Here is a 21003-nt window from a genome sequence, read left to right as displayed (position 1 = left end):
ACAGGTCAGACTACACCGAGCAAGGCTAGCAGTTCGGCCGCTACCTGCTCGACCGAGGTGTTGACAAGGCTCGTGTCGAACTCCGTCTCGGCGGCCAGCTCGACCTTGGCCGCCTCCAGCCGCTTCTCGATGACGTCCTGCGGCTCGGTGCCCCGGCCGGTGAGCCGGCGGACCAGCTCCCCCCAGCTCGGCGGAGCCAGGAAGACCAGCTGCGCCTCGGGCATCGACTCGCGCACCTGACGGGCGCCCTGCAGGTCGATCTCCAGCAGGACCGGCACGCCGGCTTCCAGCTTCTCCAGTACGGCCTGGCGCGGGGTGCCGTAGCGGTTGCCCGCGAACACGGCCCACTCCAGCAGCTCACCGTTGGCGATCAGCTTGTCGAACTCGTCGTTGTCGACGAAGTGGTACTGGACCCCGTGCTGCTCGCCGGGCCTCGGGTGGCGGGTCGTCGCCGACACCGAGAGCCAGACTTCGGGGTGCTGCTTCCTCATATGAGCGACGACCGTGCTCTTGCCGACCCCCGAGGGGCCGGAGAGCACGGTCAGCCGCGGACGCTCACTCATGCACCGATTATCCCGGATCGCGGACGCTCCCGGGACCACGGGGGCACGGTCAGGCGGCACCGCCGCCGAACTCCCGCTCCAGGGAGGCGATCTGGTTCGTACCGAGGCCACGGACACGACGGCTCTCGCTGATGCCGAGGCGCTCCATGATCTGCTTGGCGCGGACCTTGCCCACGCCGGGGAGGGACTCCAGGAGCGCGGAGACCTTCATCTTGCCGATCACGTCGTTGTCGGCCTTGCCGGCCTTGATCACCTCGTGCAGGGAGGCGCCGGAGTGCTTGAGCCGATTCTTGACCTCGGCGCGCTCCCGGCGAGCCTCGGCGGCCTTGGCGAGCGCGGCGGTGCGCTGTTCAGGGGTAAGGGGCGGAAGAGCCACGCCGTTCACCTCAGGGTGTGGAAGGAAGGGATTGAGCTATGACTGGTTTGGTTCCCAGGACACCGGCCGCAGGGGAACCTCACGGCTCTGACCTGCGAGAGCAACGGGAATCGCCGCTCTTCGATGACCTATCGCCGGACACTACCCGGATTGCGGCGCCACGTCAGGAAAAGAACACGAAAAGTCCTGGTCAGCCAAGGCCGACCAGGACTTTCCCGGGCAAAATGACCGCGATTGCGGACCTTTGGCACCACCGATGTGACGGCGCTCACGTCAAGTCGTGAGACCCCGCGCCACCCCGTCACGCCATCGCGGCACATCACGCCACCTCCGCGGCGACGCTTCGGGTGCCACCGAAAGCGCTGCGGCGCCCGCTACTTCACCGCGTCCGCGTACTCCTGGACGAAGCGGTCCGCCGCCTCCCGCAGGGCCGCCGGCGACGGGCCGCGCCGCAGGACGTCGCGGCTGACGCTCGGCACCACGTTGCGCACCGAGGCGCCGAACACCCGCGGCAGGTCCGCCATCGTGGCGCCCTGGGCGCCGATCCCCGGGGCCAGCAGCGGGCCGTTGATCGCCAGGTCGACGCCCGCGTCGGCCAGCGTCGCGCCGACCACCGCGCCGAACGAGCCGAGCGGCTCCGCGCCGGCGTTCTCGGCGGCCAGCTGCCGCAGCACCGCGGCCGCCACCGGCTCGCCGTCCGCGCCGGTCGCGCGCTGCACCTCGGCGCCCTCCGGGTTGGAGGTGAGGGCCAGCGCGAACACCCCGGTGCCGCCTGCCGCCGCCAGGTCGAGCGCCGGCCGCAGCGAGCCGAAGCCCAGGTACGGGCTGACGGTGACGGCATCCGAGAAGAGCGGGCTGCCGGGCGCCAGGAAGGCCTCCGCGTACGCGGCCATGGTGGAGCCGATGTCGCCGCGCTTGGCGTCCATCAGGACGAGCGCGCCGGCCGCCCGGGCCTCCTCGACGGACCGCTCCAGCACCGCGACGCCCCGGGAGCCGAACCGCTCGAAGAAGGCGGCCTGGGGCTTGAGCACGGCCACCCGGTCGGCCAGGGCCTCGACCACGGTGCGGCTGAAGGTCTCCAGGCCCGCCACGGAGTCCTCCAGCCCCCAGGCGGCGAGCAGGGAGGCGTGCGGGTCGATGCCCACGCAGAGCTGGCCGCGGGTGTCGAGGGCGTGCCGCAGGCGGGCACCGAAGGGGGCGAGGGTCATGACGTCCTTCCAGGGCGTAGCACGGGGGTGAGGGGGTCCGGCGGGGGTCAGGAGGCCTTGGCGCTGCCGACGGCGGCCGCCAGGTCGCGGAAGCCTCCGGCCCGGACGCGGGCGGAGAGGCCCTTGTGGATGCGCCGGCACCAGAACGGGCCCTGGTAGATGAAGGCGCTGTAGCCCTGGACCAGGTCGGCGCCGTGCACGATGCGCTGCCAGGCGTCCTCGGCGGTCTCGATGCCGCCGACCGAGACCAGGGTCAGCCGGCCCTCGGTCCGGGCGCGCAGGCGCTGCAGCACCTCCAGCGCGCGGGCCTTGAGCGGGGCACCGGAGAGGCCGCCCATGCCGATCTCCTCGATCCGGGCGGCGCTCGCGCGCAGGCCCTCGCGGCCGATCGTGGTGTTGGTGGCGATGATGCCGTCCAGGCCCAGCTCCAGGGCGAGGTCGGCGACCGCGTCGACGTCCTCGTCGGCCAGGTCGGGGGCGATCTTGACCAGCAGCGGCACGTGGTGTGCGGTGGAGCGGTCGGCGGCCTCGCGGACGGCGGCCAGCAGCGGGCCGAGGTGCGAGACGGCCTGGAGGTTGCGCAGGCCCGGGGTGTTCGGCGAGCTGACGTTGACCACCAGGTAGTCGGCGTACTGGGCGAGCCGCTCGGTGGACTTCACGTAGTCGGCGATCGCGTCGGCCTCCTCGACCACCTTGGTCTTGCCGATGTTGACGCCGACGACCGGTGTGGAGCTGGTGTGCGGGCGTGCGGCCAGCCGGGCGGCGACCCGGGCCGAGCCCTGGTTGTTGAAGCCCATCCGGTTGATCAGCGCGCGGTCCTCGACTAGGCGGAACAGCCGCGGCGCCGGGTTGCCCGGCTGCGGCTCACCGGTGACGGTGCCGATCTCGACGTAGTCGAAGCCGAGCATCGACAGGCCGTCGATGCCGACGCCGTTCTTGTCGAAGCCGGCCGCCAGGCCGAACGGGCCGGGCAGGTCGAGGCCGAGGGCGGTGGTGCGCAGCGCCCGGTCGCGCGGGGCGAGCACCAGCCGGACGAGGGTGCGCAGGCCGGGCACCGAGGACGCCAGCCGGACCCAGAAGAAGGCCAGGTGGTGGGCCTTCTCGGGGTCCATCTTCTTGAAGACGAGGTCGAACAGGAGCTTGTACACAGCGGGTCCCAACTGAGGATCGGGCGCGGCCCGTCGGGCGAGGGGCGGCGGCGGGCGACGGGTGGGCATGGCAGTGGGGGGCACCCGGCGGTCGGTGCCCCCCACTGCGGTGGTGCTACTTCGCGCGGCCGGCGTTGATCAGCTGGGCGTGCTCCTGGAGCGACATCACCCCGACCTCGTCGCGCAGCAGCGCGTCGATGCCCTGGACGGCGGCGCCCATCGCCTGGACGGTGGTCAGGCAGGGCACCGAACGGGCGACGGCGGCGGTGCGGATCTCGTAGCCGTCGAGACGGCCGCCGGTGCCGTACGGCGTGTTGATGATGAGGTCGACCTCACCGTCGTGGATCAGCTGGACGATGGTCCGCTCGCCGTTCGGGCCCTCGCCCTCGCTGTGCTTGCGCACCACGGTGGCGGGGATGCCGCCGCGCTGCAGCACCTCGGCGGTGCCGGCGGTGGCGAGCAGCTCGAACCCGAGGCCGACCAGCGCGCGGGCCGGGAAGACCAGGTTGCGCTTGTCCCGGTTGGCGACGGAGACGAAGACCTTGCCCTTGGTCGGCAGCGCGCCGTAGGCACCGGCCTGCGACTTGGCGTACGCCGTGCCGAAGACCTTGTCGATGCCCATGACCTCGCCGGTGGAGCGCATCTCCGGGCCGAGCACGGTGTCCACGCCGCGGCCGTAGATGTCGCGGAAGCGGCTCCACGGCATCACGGCCTCCTTGACGGAGATCGGGCAGTCGGCGGGCAGGGTGCCGCCGTCGCCCTCGGCCGGGAGCAGGCCCTCGGCGCGCAGCTCGGCGACGGTGGCGCCGAGCGAGATCCGGGCGGCGGCCTTGGCCAGCGGCACCGCCGTGGCCTTGGAGGTGAACGGCACGGTGCGGGAGGCGCGGGGGTTGGCCTCCAGCACGTACAGGATGTCGCCGGAGAGGGCGAACTGGATGTTGATCAGGCCGCGGACGCCGACGCCGCGGGCGATCGCCTCGGTGGAGGTGCGCAGCCGCTTGATGTCGTAGCCGCCGAGGGTGATCGGGGGCAGCGCGCAGGCGGAGTCGCCGGAGTGGATGCCGGCCTCCTCGATGTGCTCCATGACGCCGCCGAGGTAGAGCTCGGTGCCGTCGTAGAGCGCGTCGACGTCGATCTCCACCGCGTCGTCGAGGAAGCGGTCGATCAGCACCGGGTGCTCGGAGATCAGACCGGCGTGCCGCTCCAGGTAGGAGGCGAGCGAGGCCTCGTCGTAGACGATCTCCATGCCGCGGCCGCCGAGCACGTAGGACGGGCGGGCCAGCACGGGGTAGCCGATCTCGTCGGCGATCGCCTTGGCCTCCTCGAAGGAGAAGGCCGTGCCGTGCTTGGGGGCGGGCAGGCCGGCGTCGCGCAGCACGCGGCCGAAGGCGCCGCGCTCCTCGGCGAGGTCGATCGCCTCGGGCTGGGTGCCGACGATCGGCACGCCGTTGTCCTTGAGCGCCTGGGCCAGGCCGAGCGGGGTCTGGCCGCCGAGCTGGACGATCACGCCCGCGAGCGGTCCGGCCTGCTGCTCGGCGTGGACGATCTCCAGCACGTCCTCCAGGGTGAGCGGCTCGAAGTAGAGCCGGTCGGAGGTGTCGTAGTCGGTGGAGACGGTCTCCGGGTTGCAGTTGACCATCACGGTCTCGTACCCGGCGTCGGCCAGCGCGAAGGAGGCGTGGACGCACGAGTAGTCGAACTCGATGCCCTGGCCGATGCGGTTCGGGCCCGAGCCGAGGATGATCACCGCGGGCTTGGTGCGCGGGGCGACCTCGTTCTCCTCGTCGTAGGACGAGTAGAAGTACGGGGTCTTGGCGGCGAACTCGGCGGCGCAGGTGTCGACGGTCTTGAACACCGGGCGGATGCCGAGCGCGTGCCGGACCTCGCGGACCACGTCGGTCCGCAGGCCGCGGATCTCACCGATCTGCAGGTCGGAGAAGCCGTGCCGCTTGGCGTGGCGCAGCAGCTCGGGGGTGAGCTCGGCGGCCTCGGCCAGCTCGTCGGCGATCTCGTCCAGCAGGAAGAGCTGGTCGACGAACCACGGGTCGATCTTGGTGTACTCGAACACCTCCTCCGCGGTGGCGCCGGCCCGGATGGCCTCCATGACGGTGTTGATCCGGCCGTCGGTGGGGACCACGGCCTTCTCCAGCAGCGCGGTCTTGTCGCCGACCGGGCCGGCCCAGGTGAACTGGGAGCCCTTCTTCTCCAGCGAGCGGAGCGCCTTGTTGAGCGCCTCGGGGAAGTTGCGGCCCATGGCCATGGCCTCGCCGACCGACTTCATGGTGGTGGTCAGCGTGGCGTCGGCGCTCGGGAACTTCTCGAACGCGAACCGCGGGACCTTCACCACGACGTAGTCGAGGGTCGGCTCGAACGACGCCGGCGTCTGCTCGGTGATGTCGTTGGGGATCTCGTCCAGGGTGTAGCCGACGGCGAGCTTCGCCGCGATCTTGGCGATCGGGAAGCCGGTCGCCTTCGAGGCCAGCGCCGAGGAGCGCGAGACGCGCGGGTTCATCTCGATGACGATGACCCGGCCGTCCGCGGGGTCGACCGCGAACTGGATGTTGCAGCCGCCGGTGTCCACGCCGACCTCGCGGATGACCGCGATGCCGATGTCGCGCAGGATCTGGTACTCGCGGTCGGTCAGCGTCATCGCCGGGGCGACGGTGATCGAGTCACCGGTGTGCACGCCCATCGGGTCGAAGTTCTCGATCGAGCAGACGACCACGACGTTGTCGTTCTTGTCGCGCATCAGCTCCAGCTCGTACTCCTTCCAGCCGAGGATGGACTCCTCCAGGAGCACCTCGGTGGTCGGCGAGAGGGTCAGGCCCTGGCCGGCGATGCGGCGCAGGTCCTCCTCGTTGTGCGCGAAGCCCGAGCCGGCGCCGCCCATGGTGAAGGAGGGGCGGACCACGACCGGGTAGCCGCCGAGCGTGTCGACGCCGGCCAGCACGTCGTCCATGGTGTGGCAGATCACCGAGCGGGCGGACTCGCCGTGGCCGATCTTGGCGTTGACGGCCTCGACGACGCCCTTGAAGAGCTCGCGGTCCTCGCCCTTGTGGATCGAGTCGACCTTGGCGCCGATCAGCTCCACGTTGTACTTGGCCAGCACGCCGTTGGCGTCCAGCGCGATCGCCGTGTTGAGCGCGGTCTGCCCGCCCAGGGTCGGCAGCAGGGCGTCCGGGCGCTCCTTGGCGATGATCTTCTCGACGAACTCCGGGGTGATCGGCTCGACGTAGGTGGCGTCGGCGATCTCCGGGTCGGTCATGATCGTGGCCGGGTTGGAGTTGACCAGGATGACCCGCAGGCCCTCGGCCTTGAGCACCCGGCAGGCCTGCGTGCCCGAGTAGTCGAACTCCGCGGCCTGGCCGATGACGATCGGGCCGGAGCCGATGACCAGGACGGACTTGATGTCGGTGCGCTTAGGCACGCTGGCCCTCCATGAGCTCAACACTGTCGTTGTCGTCGCCTCGCATGAGCTCGACGAACCGGTCGAAGAGGTACGCCGCGTCGTGCGGGCCGGCCGCCGCTTCCGGGTGGTACTGCACGCTGAAGGCGGGCACGTCCAGTGCCTGGAGGCCCTCGACCACATCGTCGTTGAGGCAGACGTGGGAGACCTCGACCCGGCCGAACGGCGTGTCGCTCACCTTGTCCAGCGGCGCGTTCACGGCGAAGCCGTGGTTGTGCGCGGTCACCTCGACCTTGCCGGTGGTGCGGTCCTGCACCGGCTGGTTGATGCCGCGGTGGCCGTACTTGAGCTTGTAGGTGCCGAAGCCCAGCGCCCGGCCGAGGATCTGGTTGCCGAAGCAGATCCCGAAGAACGGGGTCCGGCGCTCCAGCACGCCCTGCGCCACGGCGACCTGGTGGTCGGCGGTGGCCGGGTCGCCCGGGCCGTTGGAGAAGAAGACGCCGTCCGGGTCGACGGCGTAGATGTCCTCCAGCGTGGAGTTCGCCGGCAGCACGTGCACCTCGATGCCGCGCTCGGCCATCCGCTGCGGGGTCATCGCCTTGATGCCGAGGTCCAGCGCGGCGACGGTGAACTTCTTCTCGCCGACGGCGGGCACCACGTACGGCTCGGTGGTGGCGACCTCGGGGCAGAGGTCGGCGCCCTTCATCTCGGGCGACTGCTGCACCCGGGCCAGCAGCGCGGCGTCGTCCGCCAGCGCCGGGCCGGAGAAGATGCCGCAGCGCATCGCGCCGCGCTCGCGCAGGTGGCGGGTGAGGGCGCGGGTGTCGATGCCGCTGATGCCGACGACGCCCTGGTTGACGAGCTCCTCGTCGAGCGGGCGGCGCGAGCGCCAGTTGGACGTCACCCGGGCGGGGTCGCGCACGATGTACCCGGCGACCCAGATCCGGCGGGACTCGTCGTCCTCGTCGTTCCAGCCGGTGTTGCCGATCTGCGGGGCGGTCATCGCGACCACCTGGCGGTGGTACGACGGGTCGGTCAGGGTCTCCTGGTAGCCGGACATGCCGGTGTTGAAGACGGCCTCGCCGAAGGTCTCGCCGATCGCGCCGTAGGCCTGGCCACGGAAGATCCGGCCGTCCTCCAGGACGAGCACGGCGGGGACGCGGTCCCGCCGTTGGCGCTGCGTGGTGGGGGCAGGTGCGGTCATTGAGCGGCCTCTTCCGTCTTCGTCTGCGTACGTGTTGCGAGGTGGGCGATCGCCTCGACCCAGGCGGCGTGCTCGCCGGGGTGGTCGGCCCGGAACCCGGAGTCCAGCGCGGTGCCCTCGTGCGTCCAGGTGACGACGAGCAGTCCGGACGGCACGACCTTGCCGGCGATCCCGGAGTCCGTCCGGGCCCCGGTCAGCTGCTCGGCCGGGATCCAGAAGTCGACGTCGCCGGGGCGCTGCACCAGCAGGCCGTCCGCGCCGAGGGTCAGGTCGGCCCGGCTGCGGGTGCCCAGGCCGTGCGCGACGACCCGGTCCAGCCAGTTCCCGGCGGTGGTGGTGCCGTGGTACCGGCCGCTGGTCTCCAGGATGGTCCGGCCGGCCCGGGCCGGCACGGCGGGCAGCGGCGGGATGCCGGACTGCAGGGTGCGCCGCCAGTTCCAGCCCTGGCGCATCAGCCAGTAGACCAGCCCGATCACCAGCAGCAGGCCGATGGCCCAGCCGATGTACCCGGGCCAGTCGGTGACCCTGGCCTGCTCCTGGGCGAGCCCGGTGAAGGCGCTCACGCGAGCCCGCCCTGCTCGACCAGCTCGCCGGCGAGCACCGTGGCGGTGCCGCGCAGGAAGGTGGCGTGCACCCGGCCGGGCAGGTCGAGGCCACGGTAGGGGGTGTTGCGACTGCGGGTGGCGAAGCTGTCGGGGTTCACGGCACCACGGTACGCGGGATCGAACAGCACCAGGTTGGCGGGCTCACCGACCGAGACGGGTCGTCCGTGGCCGGTGAGGCGACCGATCCGGGCCGGTCGGTGCGACATCCGGTCCGCGACGCCCTCCCAGTTCAGCAGGCCCGTGTCGACCATGGTCTGCTGCACCACCGAGAGCGCCGTCTCCAGACCGACCATGCCCATCGCGGCCACGGCCCACTCGCAGTCCTTGTCCTCGGACGGGTGCGGCGCGTGGTCCGTCGCGACGGCGTCGATGGTGCCGTCCGCGAGCGCCTTGCGCAGCGCCTGGACGTCGGCCGCGGTGCGCAGCGGCGGGTTCACCTTGTACACCGGGTCGTAGGAGCGGACCAGCTCGTCGGTGAGCAGCAGGTGGTGCGGGGTGACCTCGGCGGTGACGTTCCAGCCCTTGGCCTTGGCCCAGCGGATGATCTCCACCGAGCCGGCCGTCGAGACGTGGCAGACGTGCAGGCGCGAGCCGACGTGCGCGGCGAGCAGCACGTCGCGGGCGATGATCGCCTCCTCGGCGACGGCCGGCCAGCCGCCCAGCCCGAGCTCGCCGGAGACCTGGCCCTCGTTCATCTGGGCGCCCTCGGTGAGCCGGGGCTCCTGGGCGTGCTGGGCGACGACCCCGTCGAAGGCCTTCACGTACTCCAGCGCCCGCCGCATGATCACCGCGTCGTCGACGCACTTGCCGTCGTCGGAGAAGACCCGCACCTCGGCGGCCGAGTCGTGCATCGCGCCCAGCTCGGCGAGCTTCTTGCCCTCCAGGCCGACGGTGACGGCGCCGACCGGGCGCACGTCGCAGAAGCCGGACTCCTGGCCGAGCCGCCAGACCTGCTCGACCACGCCGGCGGTGTCGGCCACCGGGAAGGTGTTGGCCATCGCGTGCACGGCGGTGAAGCCGCCCATCGCGGCGGCCCGGGTGCCGGTGAGCACCGTCTCGGCGTCCTCGCGGCCGGGCTCGCGCAGGTGGGTGTGCAGGTCGACCAGGCCCGGCAGGACGATCAGGCCGGAGGCGTCGATCTCGATGTCCGCCTCGACCGCCAGGCCGGTGCCGATCTCCTTGACCACGCCGTCGGCGAGGTGGAGGTCCTGCGGGGCGCCGCCGAGGATCTGGGCGTTGCGGATCAGGTAGGTGGTCACTGAGCGGTCTCCACGGAGTCGGTGCGGGGGGCGGCGTCGGCGAGCGTGGCGCCGCCGAGCAGCAGGTACAGGACGGCCATCCGGACGGAGACGCCGTTGGCGACCTGCTCGACCACGGTGCAGCGCGGCGAGTCGGCGACCTCGGCGGTGATCTCCATGCCGCGGACCATCGGGCCGGGGTGCATCACGATGGCGTGCTCGGGCAGCTGCGCCATCCGGCTGCCGTCCAGGCCGTAGCGGCGGCTGTACTCGCGCTCGGTCGGGAAGAAGGCGGCGTTCATCCGCTCGCGCTGCACCCGGAGCATCATCAGCGCGTCCGTCTTGGGGAGCACGCTCTCCAGGTCGTAGCTGACCTCGCAGGGCCAGTTCTCGATGCCGATCGGCAGCAGCGTCGGCGGGGCCACGAAGGTGACCTGGGCGCCGAGGGTGGTGAGCAGGTGGACGTTGGAGCGGGCCACCCGGCTGTGCAGGACGTCGCCGACGATGGTCACCCGCCGGCCGGCGAGGTCGCGGCCGAGGCCGGCGTTGAGGTGGCGGCGCATGGTGAAGGCGTCGAGCAGCGCCTGGGTGGGGTGCTCGTGGGTGCCGTCGCCGGCGTTGATGACGCTGCCGTGCAGCCAGTCGGACTGGGCCAGCCGGGCCGGCGCGCCGGAGGCGTGGTGCCGGATGACGACCGCGTCGGCGCCCATCGCCTGGAGGGTGAGCGCGGTGTCCTTGAGGCTCTCGCCCTTGGAGACCGAGGAGCCCTTGGCGGAGAAGTTGATGACGTCGGCGGAGAGCCGCTTCTCGGCGACCTCGAAGGAGGTCTTGGTGCGGGTGGAGTCTTCGAAGAAGAGGTTGACGACCGTTCGACCACGGAGCGTAGGCAGCTTCTTGACGGCCCGTCCGGAGAGCTGGGCCAGCTCCTCGGCGGTGTCCAGGATCAGCAGCGCGTCGTCGCGGGTGAGGTCGGCGGCGGAGACGAGGTGGCGCTTCACGCGGGTTACTCCGGGAGGTGCGGTTCGGACGGCCGGGCGGCCAGGGCCTGCGAGCTGCGCTCACTGCGCGGGGGACGCGACGCGTCCGCGTGGTCGCGGTCGCCGACCAGCACGGCGTCCACGCCGTCGCTGTCCGCGAGGCGGACCTGCACGGCCTCGCGCAGCGAGGTGGGGAGGTTCTTGCCCACGTAGTCGGCGCGGATCGGCAGCTCGCGGTGGCCGCGGTCGACCAGGACGGCGAGCTGGACGGCGCGCGGGCGGCCGATGTCGCTGAGCGCGTCGAGCGCGGCGCGGATGGTGCGGCCCGAGAAGAGCACGTCGTCGACCAGGACGACGAGCCTGCCGTCGATGCCGCCGGCCGGGATCTCGGTGTGCTCCAGGGCCCGGGCGGGCTTCAGCCGCAGGTCGTCCCGGTACATGGTGATGTCCAGCGTCCCGAACGGGATCTCCCGGCCGGTGATCTGGGTCAGCCGGTCGCGCAGCCGGCGGGCGAGGTGCACGCCCCTGGTGTGGATGCCGAGCAGCACGACGTCCTCCGCGCCCTTGGCGCGCTCGACGATCTCGTGGGCTATCCGGGTGATCACCCGGGCGATGTCCGTGCCGTCCAGCACCTGGTGCGGCGGGCGCGGCGTCGGTTCGTGATGTGTGGTCATGCCGAAGCGGACCTCCTTCCCCGCCTCACTGGACGGGCCTTAAAGGATGTCTGGAACGCCCCCGCCGACGCGGCGCGGGCTCCCGCCATCGTACCAGCGCGCCCGACGGCAAACCGGCGTCCATCATTCCGCTTCACCGGGTTAACGTCCGCGACGCACCGCGGACGCGGGCCATTCGCACGACTGCCCCATTCGGCTTGACGCAGCTACCTCACTCTACGTAACCTCACAGTGAGTTACGAGACTGGCGTCGAACCCACCGGTAACGACGTCGACTATCGCCCGTGACCCACCACTGAACGCGAAGCAATCTCGTCCGGGGAGATCAATGTCCAGCGACTACGCGAAGCAACTCGGAGGAAAACTCCGAGCGATCCGCACTCAGCAGGGGCTCTCCCTGCACGGTGTCGAGGAGAAGTCCCAGGGGCGCTGGAAGGCAGTCGTCGTCGGCTCGTACGAGCGCGGTGACCGTGCGGTCACCGTGCAGCGGCTGGCCGAGCTGGCGGAGTTCTACGGCGTTCCGGTCCAGGAGCTGCTGCCCGGCGGTACGCCCGGTGGTGCGGCCGAGCCGCCGCCGCGCCTCGTGCTGGACCTGGAGAGACTGACCCAGGTCCCGTCCGAGAAGGCCGGTCCGCTGCAGCGCTACGCGGCGACCATCCAGAGCCAGCGCGGTGACTACAACGGCAAGGTGCTCTCGATCCGCCAGGACGACCTGCGCACGCTGGCCGTGATCTACGACCAGTCGCCGTCGATCCTGACCGAGCAGCTGATCTCCTGGGGCGTGCTGAACCCCGACGCGCGCCGTGCGGTGCGCGAGGAGGAGGCGAGCTGAGGCTCGCCCCCACCGGCTCCCACCGGCTCCCACCGGCTCCCACCGCCTCCCACCAGCAGGAACGGGCAGGGCCAAGCAGAAACGTCACGGCGCGGTGCCCCGGAACGGGGGCCGCGCCGTCGCGCGTCCGGCCCCGGACCGAAACCGGCCCGGGCCGCCCGGGCCGCTCCGGCGGCCTCAGCGGACCGTGCCCAGGCTGTGGCCGGGCTCGGCCGCCACGCCCTCCAGGCGCACCGCGGCCGCGGTCGGCGCCCAGCCCTGCCCAGCGCTGGCCCAGGCCCAGGCCGCCCCGCGGAAGGCCCGGTCGGCGGCTCCGTCACCGGCGGGGTCGGCAGCCCCGTCACCGGCTCCGCGGGCCGCCGCCGAGCCCTGCGTGCCGTGCAGCACCGCCAGCCCCGGCAGCTCCCGGGCCAGCCCCGCGCAGAGCACCGCGCAGACCAGCTCCAGGTCCTCGTCGTTGATCCGCACCACGCCGTCCTCCCACTGGAGCACCCGGGCCGCGGCCGTCAGCCGGCCACCGGGGGCGTCCACCGCGAGGCGCAGCTCGTAGACCCCGCTGCCCGCGCCGACCAGCATCCGCCGGAACACCTCGGCGCCGCGCTGGTAGGCCTCCCGGACGGCCCGGCCGTGCTCCTCGTAGAGCCCGCCGTCCAGCAGCAGGTCCGCGTGGCGCAGCGTCAGCCCGTTCTCGCGGGCCCGGACCAGCCGGGGCAGGAAGTCCCCGGCGAGGTCCTCGCCCTGGTAGGCGAGGAGCTGGGTCTGCAGCGGCGGATTGACCAGGTAGCGGTCGCGGGCGCCCGGCTCGGCCGGGTCGAGGCCGTGCAGGAGGCAGAACTCCTCGAAGTCCTGCGGGTGGAACATCCGGGCCCGGACGGTGTCGAAGCCGCGCCGGGCCTCGGCGAGCAGGTCGGCGGTGTCCCGCAGGTAGGTCTCGTAGTCCGGGGCGTCGCAGAGGCGCCAGGCGGCGGCGCGCTCGAAGTCGGCGGCGCTGGTCAGCACCCCGATGACGAAGGCCTGCCCCGCGCCGTCCGCCCGGCGCCGCTCGTGCCGCAGCCGCGCGCGGGGGCGGGGGCCGGCGGCGGAGCAGTCGGGGGTGCGGCGGGCGCGGCCGTTGCGGCTCATCGGAGGCTCCTGGGGCAGTGGCGGTCGGCGGCGGCAGGGGTGCCGCCGACCGTTGTCCTCCCCAGCCCCGGGTGTCGCACACGTACGGCGTGTCACAGGAATGTAACCGACCGTGAGGCGAGGCACGTCACCCGGTCGGCGCAACCCGCCGGACCGCGCCGCACCCGGCGGGCGGCCGGGCGCGGCGGGTCGCGGGACGGCGGCGGTCAGGCCTGCCGCGACACCCGGGCGAGCTGACGCGACTGGGCGACCAGGCGGCCGGACTCGTCCCAGACCTCGGCGTCCTCCTCGAAGTAGCCGCCGGCCACGTTGCGGGTGGCGTGGGTGACGCGCAGCCAGCCGGGCGCCGGCTTCGCCCGCAGGTGGACGGTCAGCTCGATGGTGGGGGCCCAGCCGGGCATCCCGAGGTCGAAGGTGACCGGCGGCAGCGCGTCGGCGACCAGCAGGAGCAGCAGCGGGTCGGGCTCCCGGCCGTCGGCGAGCCGGAACCAGCCCTGGATCCGGCCGTTGCCGGAGGGCTGCCCGAGCGCCCAGCCGATGGTCGCCGGGTCGAGCCGCAGGTCGAACCGCTCCAGGAGGGCGGCCTGCTCGATCAGCTGCTTGGGGGCGTGCTCCACGCCGACGCACTGGTCCGGCGGCGGCAGCTGCGGCGGCTGGGCGGTGGTCCGCACGTCGCCGCCGGCGTCGGCGAGGTCGCCGTGGGTGGCCACCACGCGCAGCCGCTCCACGCCGTCCTGGCTGAGCGAGGCGGTGCCGGTGGAGAGCGAGCGGCCGGTGCGGAGCACCTCGGTACGGACGGTGGCCGGGCCGGGGTGGGAGGCGGAGAGGTAGTAACCGCTGATCGAGACCGGGTCGGCGTGGTCGCCGTGCTCCAGCGAGAGGGCGTGGCCCGCCATCGCGAGCAGCAGCCCGCCGTTGACGCCGCCGCCGATCTGCCAGCCGGCGCCCAGTTCGCCGTCGTAGCGGCCCGGCTCGGCCGGGTGCCTGGTGAGGGCGATGCCCTGGTCGAACTCGCTGCGGATCGCCGTGGTCATGGGGGGTGGCCTGCCCTTCGCTGCGGGGTCACCGGTGCGCGTGGGTCACCGGAGCACCAGGTTACTGGCGAGTAGGGTCCCAACATACGCCACCCGGCCCGAACGCACGACGGCCGCCGGACCCTGTCGGGTCCGGCGGCCGTGCGTCGGAGTGCCGCCTACCGGCGGATGCTCGGCTTGAGCTCCAGGAAGCGGGCGAGCAGGCCGTTGACGAAGGCCGGGGAGTCGTCCGTGGAGAACTCCTTGGCGATCTCGACGGCCTCGTCCAGGACGACCGCGTCCGGGACGCCGTCCTCCCAGATCAGCTCGTACGCACCGAGCCGCAGGACGTTGCGGTCCACGATCGGCATCCGGTCGAGCGTCCAGCCCACCGCGTACTCGGAGATGAGGTCGTCGATCCGGCGGGCGTGCTGGACGTACCCCTCGATCAGCTCCATGGTGTACTCACCGACCTGCGGGGTGCCCTCGTCCGGCTTGGGCTCCCGGGCACGGGCCACCCAGTCGGCGAGGACCCGCTGCGGGTCGACCCCGCGGTGGTCGGCCTCGAAGAGGATCTGGAAGGCTCGCGTACGGGCCTTGCTGCGTGCGGCCGACACGGACTTACTTCACCCGGCCGAGGTAGCTGCCGTCGCGGGTGTCGACCTTGATCTTCTCACCGGTGACGATGAACAGCGGCACGGCGATCTCGGCGCCGGTCTCCAGGGTGGCCGGCTTGGAGCCACCGGTGGAGCGGTCGCCCTGGACGCCCGGCTCGGTGTGGGAGATGGTCAGCTCGACCGAGGCCGGGAGCTCGATGTACAGGGGGGCACCCTCGTACATGGCGACCAGGGCCTCGAAGCCCTCCAGCAGGTACTTCGCGGCGTCGCCGACGACGGCGGGCTCGATCGTGGTCTGGTCGTAGGTGTCCGTGTCCATGAACACGAAGTTCTCGCCGTCCTTGTACGAGAACTGCATGCCACGCTTGTCGACGTTGGCGGTCTCGACCTTGGTGCCGGCGTTGAAGGTCTTGTCGACGACCTTGCCCGTCAGGACCTCCTTGAGCTTGGTGCGCACGAAGGCCGGGCCCTTACCGGGCTTGACGTGCTGGAACTCGACGACGGACCAGAGCTTGCCGCCCTCCAGCTTGAGAACCATGCCGTTCTTGAGATCGTTCGTGGAAGCCACGGGCGCACTTACTCCTGGATATAGCTGTCAAGGAACCAAGGGGTGCGTCCTGCCGCCCCCGGCCGCCTCGGGCGGTCGCGGGTCACAGGGCGAGGAGCTCCTTGGTGGTGATGGTGAGCAGCTCGGGCCCGCCCTCTTCGAGGGGGCGCACCACGAGCGTGTCCTCGATCCGGACACCGCCCCGGCCCGGGAGGTGAACCCCTGGACCGACGGTGACCGGCACGCGGCTGTCCAGTTTACCCATGTCCGACGGCCCGAGGCGCGGGGCCTCCCGGATCTCCAGCCCGATGCCGTGACCGACGGGGTGCGGCGAGCTCTCGGTGTGCCCGGCCGCGTGGAGGATCTCCCGGGCGGCCTGGTCGGGCACGTACTGTTCGACGCCCGGACCGAGCGCCTCCCGCCCGGCCCGCTGGGCCCGGAACACCAGGCGGTGCAGTTCGACCTGCCAGGGCGCGGGGGCGGCGCCGATCACGAAGGTCCGGGCGGTCGAGACGCCGTACCCGCGGTACTGGGCACCCAGGACGACGGTGAGGAAGTCACCCTCCTCCACCCGCCGGTCGGTGGGCTGGTGGGACTGCTGGCCGGAGTGGCTGCCGGTGCCGACCGAGACCGGGAAGGCCGCCCGGTCCGCGCCGTGGTCGATCATCCGGCGTTCCAGCTCCATCGCCAGGTGCCGCTCGGTCCGGCCGACCAGGATCGACTCCAGCAGTTCGCCGAGCGCCTGGTCGGCGATCTCGGCGGCGATCCGCAGGTCCGCGATCTCGTGCTCGTCCTTGATCACCCGCAGCTGTTCGACCGCCCGGCCGAGGTCGGCCAGCCGGACGCCCTCCGCCAGAGCCGCCACGGCGCGGTGCCGGGCGACGGTCAGGTCGTGCTCCTCCACCGCCAGGTCGGCCACCCCCAGCCGGGCCGCGGCCGCGGCGGCCGCCAGCGCGGTGTCGGCGCCCGCCGCCACCGGCACCCGGGTGACGTCCTCGACGATCAGGTGCTCACCGGTGTCGTCCGGCGGCAGGTCGTCCGGCAGCGCCAGCAGCGCCCGCTCCCGGGTGAGCAGCAGCGTCGCGCCGCACGGCGGGCAACCGGTCAGGTACCGCACGTTCGCCGCCCGGGTGATCAGCGCCGCATCGGCCCCGGCCGCACTGCCGTGCTCCCTCAGACGCTCCCGCCGGACCGCGTACGCATCAGACATGCGTCGAGCCTACGGAGCCCCACCCCGATCCGCCCGCCGAGCGGATCCGACCGGACCAGGACGGCCCTGGTCGGACACCCGGCCGGTCCGCCGGTGCGGCGTCGGCCCCCGGTGCGGCCCCCGGCGCCGCACCGGCGCCGGGGTGCGCGGCCGGTCGACCGGCCGCGCACCCGAACGGACGGTGCGGGCGGCGGACCGGAACGACCGGAGCCGCCGACGGGAGCGTGCGCCGCCCGACGAGCCCCGGCGCGTACGCGGTCGCGCGGCCGACCAGCGCCTCCACCGCCCGCCGGGGAATGGGCGGGGCGGAGGCCGTGTTGGACCCCGTGAAAACGACTTCCATTTCGGCGGAAGCCGTTTCCCCACCGCCCACCCCTCGGAGGAGGAGAACCATGGCCCGCAGCGAACTGCGCCCCGTCGTCAAGCTCAGGTCCACGGCCGAGACCGGCTTCACCTATGTGACCCGCAAGAACCGCCGCACCGACGCCGACCGGCTGGTGCTGCGCAAGTACGACCCGGTCGCGCGCCGGCACGTCGACTTCCGCGAGGAGCGCTGACCTCCCCCGTGGGCCCGGCAGGGCCCGCGGACCACGGCGAGGCGGCGCCCACCCGAACGGACCGGGTGGGCGCCGCCTCGTGACACCGCGGTGCCGCGGGCCGTCGGGGCCGACTACTTGGTGATGACCCCGGCGGCCTCGTCGGCCGCCGCCCCCTGGGCGGGCACCCCGTCGGCCGGTACCACCGGCTTCGGGCTCCAGCGCTGTTCGACGCCGGCGAGGCGCCAGTAGGCGATCGCCGCCCCCCAGACCACCACGAACAGCCCGACGATCGCGTAGCCGACGTTGTCCAGCGAGATGTCCGCGATCCAGCCGCTGACCGGGTCGGTGAGGTCCAGCTTCTCGTGCAGCACGGCGACCAGCTCGATGGTGCCGATGATGAACGCCACCGCGATCGACAGCCCGGTGATGGTCAGGTTGTAGTACACCTTGCGCACCGGGTTGGAGAACGCCCACTGGTAGGCGAAGTTCATGAACGTCCCGTCCAGCGTGTCGAACAGGCTCATCCCGGACGCGAACAGCAGCGGCAGGCAGACGATCGCGTACCAGGGCAGCCCGGCGGCCGCGCCGGAGCCGGCCATCACCATCAGGGTCACCTCGGTCGCGGTGTCGAAGCCGAGGCCGAGCACCATGCCGACCGGGAACATCTGGCCGGGCCGCGTGATCGAGCGGGTCGCCCGGTTCAGCACCCGGGCCATCAGACCGCGCGAGTTGAGGTGCTCCTCCAGCTCCGCCTCGTCGAACCGACCGGCCCGCATCGACCGGAACACCTTGAGGATGCCGAACAGCGCCGCCAGGTTGAGCGCGCCGATCAGGTAGAGGAAGACACCGGACGCGGAGGTGCCGACCACACCGAGCCACTGGTGGGTGGTGGACTCGTCGTCCATCAGCGTGTTGGCCAGCTGGGCGCCGCCCGCCACCAGGGCGGCCATCAGGACCACCATCGAGGAGTGGCCGAGCGCGAACCAGAAGCCCACCGAGACGGGCCGCTTCCCGTCCGCCATGAGCTTGCGGGTGGTGTTGTCGATCACCGCGATGTGGTCGGCGTCGAAGGCGTGCCGCATGCCGAGGGTGTAGGCGGTGATGCCCAGGCCCACCCCGAAGACCTGGGTACCGACCTCGTACTTCTCCGGGGCGACCAGGAAGATCAGCGTCCCGAACGCCACTACGTGCATGGCCAGGATCACCCCCATCAACCCGGCCGTGCGGAGGGTGTCCTCGCGCCGCCAGCGGAAGCTCGGCAGGGCGGAGGACGCCGCGGGAGCAGCGGCGGTTTCGGGCAGGGTCATCTTCGGATCACGCTCCAGCACCTCGTGGAAAGACGTTCGTGAGATGCCGTGGCCGGTCTCCTGGCTGACGGGGCTTCCGGATCCGCCTTCCCAGGCGCGCGAGGCGCCCAGTGGCGTCGTGGATACGGACGACTCCCCCGATCACAGTGGCGAGGGCCGCTCCGGACTCCGGACCCTGAGGGTCCGTCACCGGTCTTCCCGAACACCACGGCGGGCAACACCGTAGGGGGCCGCACCTCACCCTTGCAAGGCTGCGCACCTGCGCAGGTGTCCAGGATCACAGCCACGGGCTGCAACAATGTCCGCATGCATCTCGTACCGGCCGACCGCGCGGGCCACCGCACCATCGACGGGCACCGGGTCTGCGAGGCCATCGCCGCGATCGGCGACCCCGGGCACGTCCGGTCCTGGGCCGAGCGGTTCTCGCTGCTCGCCGACCCGGGGCGGCTCGCCCTGCTGCTCGCCCTGCACCGGGCCGGGCCGCTCGCCGTCACCGACCTGGCGGTCGCCACCGGCATGCGCGACCCGGCCGTCTCGCAGGCGCTGCGGCTGCTGCGCACCGCGGGTGTGGTCACCGGCGACAAGGACGGCCGCGTGGTGCGCTACCGGCTCGTGGACGAGGCCCTGCGCCCCCTCCTCGACGAGTGCGCCGCCGCGGACCACCACGAGCACGGCGAGCCCGCCACCGGGAGCGACGCCACCGGCGGCGAGCCCTCCGCACCCCGGGCCGCCGCGGCCGGCTGACCAGCTGACCGGCTCCCGGCTGACCGGCTGCGCCCGCGGAACACCGACCCTGCGCCCCGGGCCGTCGCGCCCGGGACCCGCCTCACCCCTCCCGCACCAGCCGTTCGAAGCGCTCCAGCGAGCGCCGGGCCAGCGGGTCCGTCGCGGGCCGCAGGGCCCGGTCGAGCAGACCCGCGCCGGGGAGCCGGAACGCGCCGAGGAAGGCGAAGCGGGTGCCTCCGGCCTCGGCGCGGGCCGCCATCCCGCCCAGCAGGAAGCGGCTGCGCATCAGGCACCACCCGGGCGTCAGCTCGACGTCGAAACGGGCCCGCAGCCGGGTGTGGCCGGTCACCAGCGCCTCGGTGCGACCGTCCGCCGGGCTCCCGGCCACGCGGACCGACCGGATGTCCGGCAGCCAGCGCGGGAGCCCCTCCTCCAGGTCGGCCGCGGCCGCCCAGACCCGCTCGAACGGCGCGTCGATCAGCGCCTCCCGGACGGCGGCGCCGGGGGTGACGGCGGCGATCACATGCAGCCGGCGGACCGGGTCGAAGGCCGCCGTCGGCCAGGGGGTCGGTGCGCTCACTGCTGCCACGCCCTTCGAAAGCCGAGCCGGGCCCGGGAGAGCCGGGACTTCACGGTGCCGGGTGCCACGCCCAGCAGTTCTGCGGTGGACCGCTCGTCGAGCCCCTCCAGGTCGCGCAGCACCAGCACGGCGCGGTGCTCCGGCGTCAGCCGGGCGAGGACGTCCTGGATGTCGGTGGCCAGCTGCGGGTCGCCGGGGCGGGGCAGCTCGGAGAGGTCGGCCGGGACGCAGCGGGCGACCCGCCGGACGTGCCGGACGGCCTCCCGCACGGCGATCGAGCGGACCCAGCCGAACAGCGCGGCCGGGTCCTGGAGCTGGCCCAGCTTGCGGAAGACGGCGATCAGCGCCTCCTGCGTCGCGTCGGGGCCGTCGTCCAGCGCGATCGGACCGCAGAGCCGGCGGACGTAGGGCGCGACCAGCTCCAGCAGCTCGCTGACGGCCAGTTGGTCGCCGCGCTGGGCGGCACGGACCAGGCCGGCGAGCCGGTCGGCGGTTCGGGTGTCGGGACCATCCACACCCGCATCAGAGGCGCCGGACCGGCCGGACGTTCCCTCCCTCCCCCGACTTCCCGCTGTGACGCTCGTCACGGGAACCTCCGGCCGGGCGGGCCGCTCCTGCGGGGTGACCCACCGTCGGAACCCCCGGAGGACCACCGTGAACCGTCGCCGTACCGCCGCCCTCGCCGTCGCCGGTCTGCTCGCCGCCGACGCCCTGCTGCACGTCTACTGGGCCACCGGCCGCACCTGGCCGGCCGCCGACCCGGCGTCACTCTCCCGGGCGGTGCTCAACGCCGAGGTGCCGTTCACCCCGCCGGTCGTCCTGCCGCTCGCGGCGCTGCTGTTCTCCGGCTCGGCCCTGGTGCTCGCCCGCGGCGGCCTGTTGGACGGCGCGGCCCGCCGGCTGCCGGCGGTGGCGCTGCGCTGGGGGCCGCGCGCGGTGGCCGCCGGACTGCTCGCCCGCGGGCTGGCCGGGCTGCTCTGGGCCACCGGGGTCGGCGTCGACACCGGCTCGGCCTTCTACCGGCTCAACCTGGCGTTCTACACCCCGCTCTGCCTGGCCGCCGCGGCCGCCGCCCTGGCGGTGGCCCGTACCGGGGCGGACGGCTGACCGC

General features: G+C 72.8%; 21 protein-coding genes, 1 pseudogene and 1 riboswitch. Of the genes and pseudogenes, 4 read left to right on the top strand and 18 right to left on the bottom strand.

Features of this window, described 5'->3' with window-relative positions:
• Positions 1 to 5: 5 nt before the first annotated feature.
• From gmk to pyrR, 10 genes are all read right to left on the bottom strand, one after another.
• Entirely contained in the window at positions 6 to 563 is a 558-nt protein-coding gene (gene gmk / locus ACZ34W_RS13860) for a guanylate kinase (protein WP_465603792.1), read from the bottom strand.
• A 49-nt stretch (positions 564 to 612) separates the two neighbouring features.
• The gene (gene mihF / locus ACZ34W_RS13855; RefSeq protein ID WP_030056187.1) at positions 613 to 939 is read right to left on the bottom strand and encodes an integration host factor, actinobacterial type; all 327 of its coding nucleotides are present in this window, start codon (positions 937 to 939) and stop codon (positions 613 to 615) included.
• Between the two features lie 374 nt (positions 940 to 1313).
• Positions 1314 to 2147 (bottom strand): orotidine-5'-phosphate decarboxylase, encoded by an 834-nt coding sequence (pyrF, locus tag ACZ34W_RS13850; RefSeq protein ID WP_329486771.1) that lies wholly within the window; start codon positions 2145 to 2147, stop codon positions 1314 to 1316.
• 47 nt (positions 2148 to 2194) lie between these two features.
• On the bottom strand, positions 2195 to 3295 hold the full coding sequence (locus ACZ34W_RS13845) for a quinone-dependent dihydroorotate dehydrogenase (protein ID WP_329486773.1): 1101 nt from the start codon (positions 3293 to 3295) through the stop codon (positions 2195 to 2197).
• A gap of 115 nt (positions 3296 to 3410) precedes the next feature.
• The gene (gene carB, locus ACZ34W_RS13840; RefSeq protein WP_329486774.1) at positions 3411 to 6722 is read right to left on the bottom strand and encodes a carbamoyl-phosphate synthase large subunit; all 3312 of its coding nucleotides are present in this window, start codon (positions 6720 to 6722) and stop codon (positions 3411 to 3413) included.
• A complete protein-coding gene (carA, locus tag ACZ34W_RS13835) occupies positions 6715 to 7905 on the bottom strand; it encodes a glutamine-hydrolyzing carbamoyl-phosphate synthase small subunit (RefSeq protein WP_329486775.1) in 1191 nt (396 codons plus the stop codon). The genes carB and carA overlap by 8 nt, the downstream gene beginning before the upstream one ends.
• Positions 7902 to 8468, bottom strand: a complete 567-nt coding sequence (locus ACZ34W_RS13830; RefSeq protein ID WP_329486776.1) for a PH-like domain-containing protein — start codon at positions 8466 to 8468, stop codon at positions 7902 to 7904. The genes carA and ACZ34W_RS13830 overlap by 4 nt, the downstream gene beginning before the upstream one ends.
• Positions 8465 to 9769 carry a dihydroorotase gene (locus tag ACZ34W_RS13825; protein WP_329486777.1) on the bottom strand — a complete coding sequence of 435 codons (1305 nt, stop codon included), beginning with the start codon at positions 9767 to 9769 and terminating at the stop codon, positions 8465 to 8467. Before ACZ34W_RS13825 ends, ACZ34W_RS13830 begins: the two co-directional genes overlap by 4 nt.
• Positions 9766 to 10746: an aspartate carbamoyltransferase catalytic subunit gene (locus ACZ34W_RS13820; protein WP_465603788.1), complete on the bottom strand. Its 981-nt coding sequence runs from the start codon at positions 10744 to 10746 to the stop codon at positions 9766 to 9768. Before ACZ34W_RS13820 ends, ACZ34W_RS13825 begins: the two co-directional genes overlap by 4 nt.
• 5 nt (positions 10747 to 10751) lie before the next feature.
• Positions 10752 to 11399, bottom strand: coding sequence for a bifunctional pyr operon transcriptional regulator/uracil phosphoribosyltransferase PyrR (gene pyrR, locus ACZ34W_RS13815; RefSeq protein ID WP_329486779.1), 648 nt, complete (start codon positions 11397 to 11399; stop codon positions 10752 to 10754).
• 328 nt (positions 11400 to 11727) lie between these two features.
• Here pyrR and bldD point away from each other — a divergent pair, with 328 nt between their 5' ends.
• A complete protein-coding gene (gene bldD / locus ACZ34W_RS13810) occupies positions 11728 to 12231 on the top strand; it encodes a transcriptional regulator BldD (protein WP_031072501.1) in 504 nt (167 codons plus the stop codon).
• A 177-nt stretch (positions 12232 to 12408) separates the two neighbouring features.
• Here bldD and ACZ34W_RS13805 read toward each other — a convergent pair whose 3' ends face one another.
• The 5 genes from ACZ34W_RS13805 to ACZ34W_RS13785 all read right to left on the bottom strand — a co-directional run bounded on the left by ACZ34W_RS13805 (position 12409) and on the right by ACZ34W_RS13785 (position 16740).
• Entirely contained in the window at positions 12409 to 13353 is a 945-nt protein-coding gene (locus tag ACZ34W_RS13805; RefSeq protein ID WP_465603786.1) for a hypothetical protein, read from the bottom strand.
• Positions 13354 to 13559: 206 nt separating this feature from the next.
• Positions 13560 to 14387 (bottom strand): thioesterase family protein, encoded by an 828-nt coding sequence (locus ACZ34W_RS13800; RefSeq protein WP_465603784.1) that lies wholly within the window; start codon positions 14385 to 14387, stop codon positions 13560 to 13562.
• Positions 14388 to 14545: 158 nt separating this feature from the next.
• On the bottom strand, positions 14546 to 14983 hold the full coding sequence (gene nusB, locus ACZ34W_RS13795; protein ID WP_329486782.1) for a transcription antitermination factor NusB: 438 nt from the start codon (positions 14981 to 14983) through the stop codon (positions 14546 to 14548).
• 4 nt (positions 14984 to 14987) lie between these two features.
• Entirely contained in the window at positions 14988 to 15551 is a 564-nt protein-coding gene (gene efp, locus ACZ34W_RS13790; RefSeq protein WP_329486783.1) for an elongation factor P, read from the bottom strand.
• An 82-nt stretch (positions 15552 to 15633) separates the two neighbouring features.
• Positions 15634 to 16740 (bottom strand): M24 family metallopeptidase, encoded by a 1107-nt coding sequence (locus ACZ34W_RS13785; RefSeq protein ID WP_465603781.1) that lies wholly within the window; start codon positions 16738 to 16740, stop codon positions 15634 to 15636.
• Between the two features lie 392 nt (positions 16741 to 17132).
• Here ACZ34W_RS13785 and rpmG point away from each other — a divergent pair, with 392 nt between their 5' ends.
• Positions 17133 to 17297 (top strand): 50S ribosomal protein L33, encoded by a 165-nt coding sequence (gene rpmG, locus ACZ34W_RS13780; protein ID WP_329486785.1) that lies wholly within the window; start codon positions 17133 to 17135, stop codon positions 17295 to 17297.
• A 113-nt stretch (positions 17298 to 17410) separates the two neighbouring features.
• On the opposite strand, the gene nicT is transcribed toward rpmG, so the two are convergent.
• Positions 17411 to 18586, bottom strand: a complete 1176-nt coding sequence (nicT, locus tag ACZ34W_RS13775; RefSeq protein WP_329486786.1) for a Nickel transporter NicT — start codon at positions 18584 to 18586, stop codon at positions 17411 to 17413.
• Positions 18587 to 18619: 33 nt separating this feature from the next.
• Positions 18620 to 18811: riboswitch (cobalamin riboswitch) on the bottom strand.
• A gap of 81 nt (positions 18812 to 18892) precedes the next feature.
• On the opposite strand from nicT, the pseudogene ACZ34W_RS13770 reads away from it, so the two are divergent.
• Positions 18893 to 19231, top strand: a pseudogene (locus ACZ34W_RS13770) (ArsR/SmtB family transcription factor); the annotation flags it as partial.
• A gap of 181 nt (positions 19232 to 19412) precedes the next feature.
• Here ACZ34W_RS13770 and ACZ34W_RS13765 read toward each other — a convergent pair.
• Together ACZ34W_RS13765 and ACZ34W_RS13760 are read right to left on the bottom strand one after the other, a co-directional pair.
• Positions 19413 to 19892 carry an SRPBCC family protein gene (locus tag ACZ34W_RS13765; protein ID WP_329486787.1) on the bottom strand — a complete coding sequence of 160 codons (480 nt, stop codon included), beginning with the start codon at positions 19890 to 19892 and terminating at the stop codon, positions 19413 to 19415.
• Entirely contained in the window at positions 19889 to 20407 is a 519-nt protein-coding gene (locus ACZ34W_RS13760; protein ID WP_329486788.1) for an RNA polymerase sigma factor, read from the bottom strand. The genes ACZ34W_RS13765 and ACZ34W_RS13760 overlap by 4 nt, the downstream gene beginning before the upstream one ends.
• A 139-nt stretch (positions 20408 to 20546) precedes the next feature.
• On the opposite strand from ACZ34W_RS13760, the gene ACZ34W_RS13755 reads away from it, so the two are divergent.
• Entirely contained in the window at positions 20547 to 20999 is a 453-nt protein-coding gene (locus ACZ34W_RS13755) for a DUF3995 domain-containing protein (RefSeq protein WP_329486789.1), read from the top strand.
• The last annotated feature ends 4 nt before the right edge of the window (positions 21000 to 21003 follow it).

It is taken from the genome of Kitasatospora sp. NPDC022856, assembly GCF_055561235.1.
Note: the sequence above shows the minus strand (reverse complement) of the source record. Positions and strands in the feature narration are given on the sequence as shown.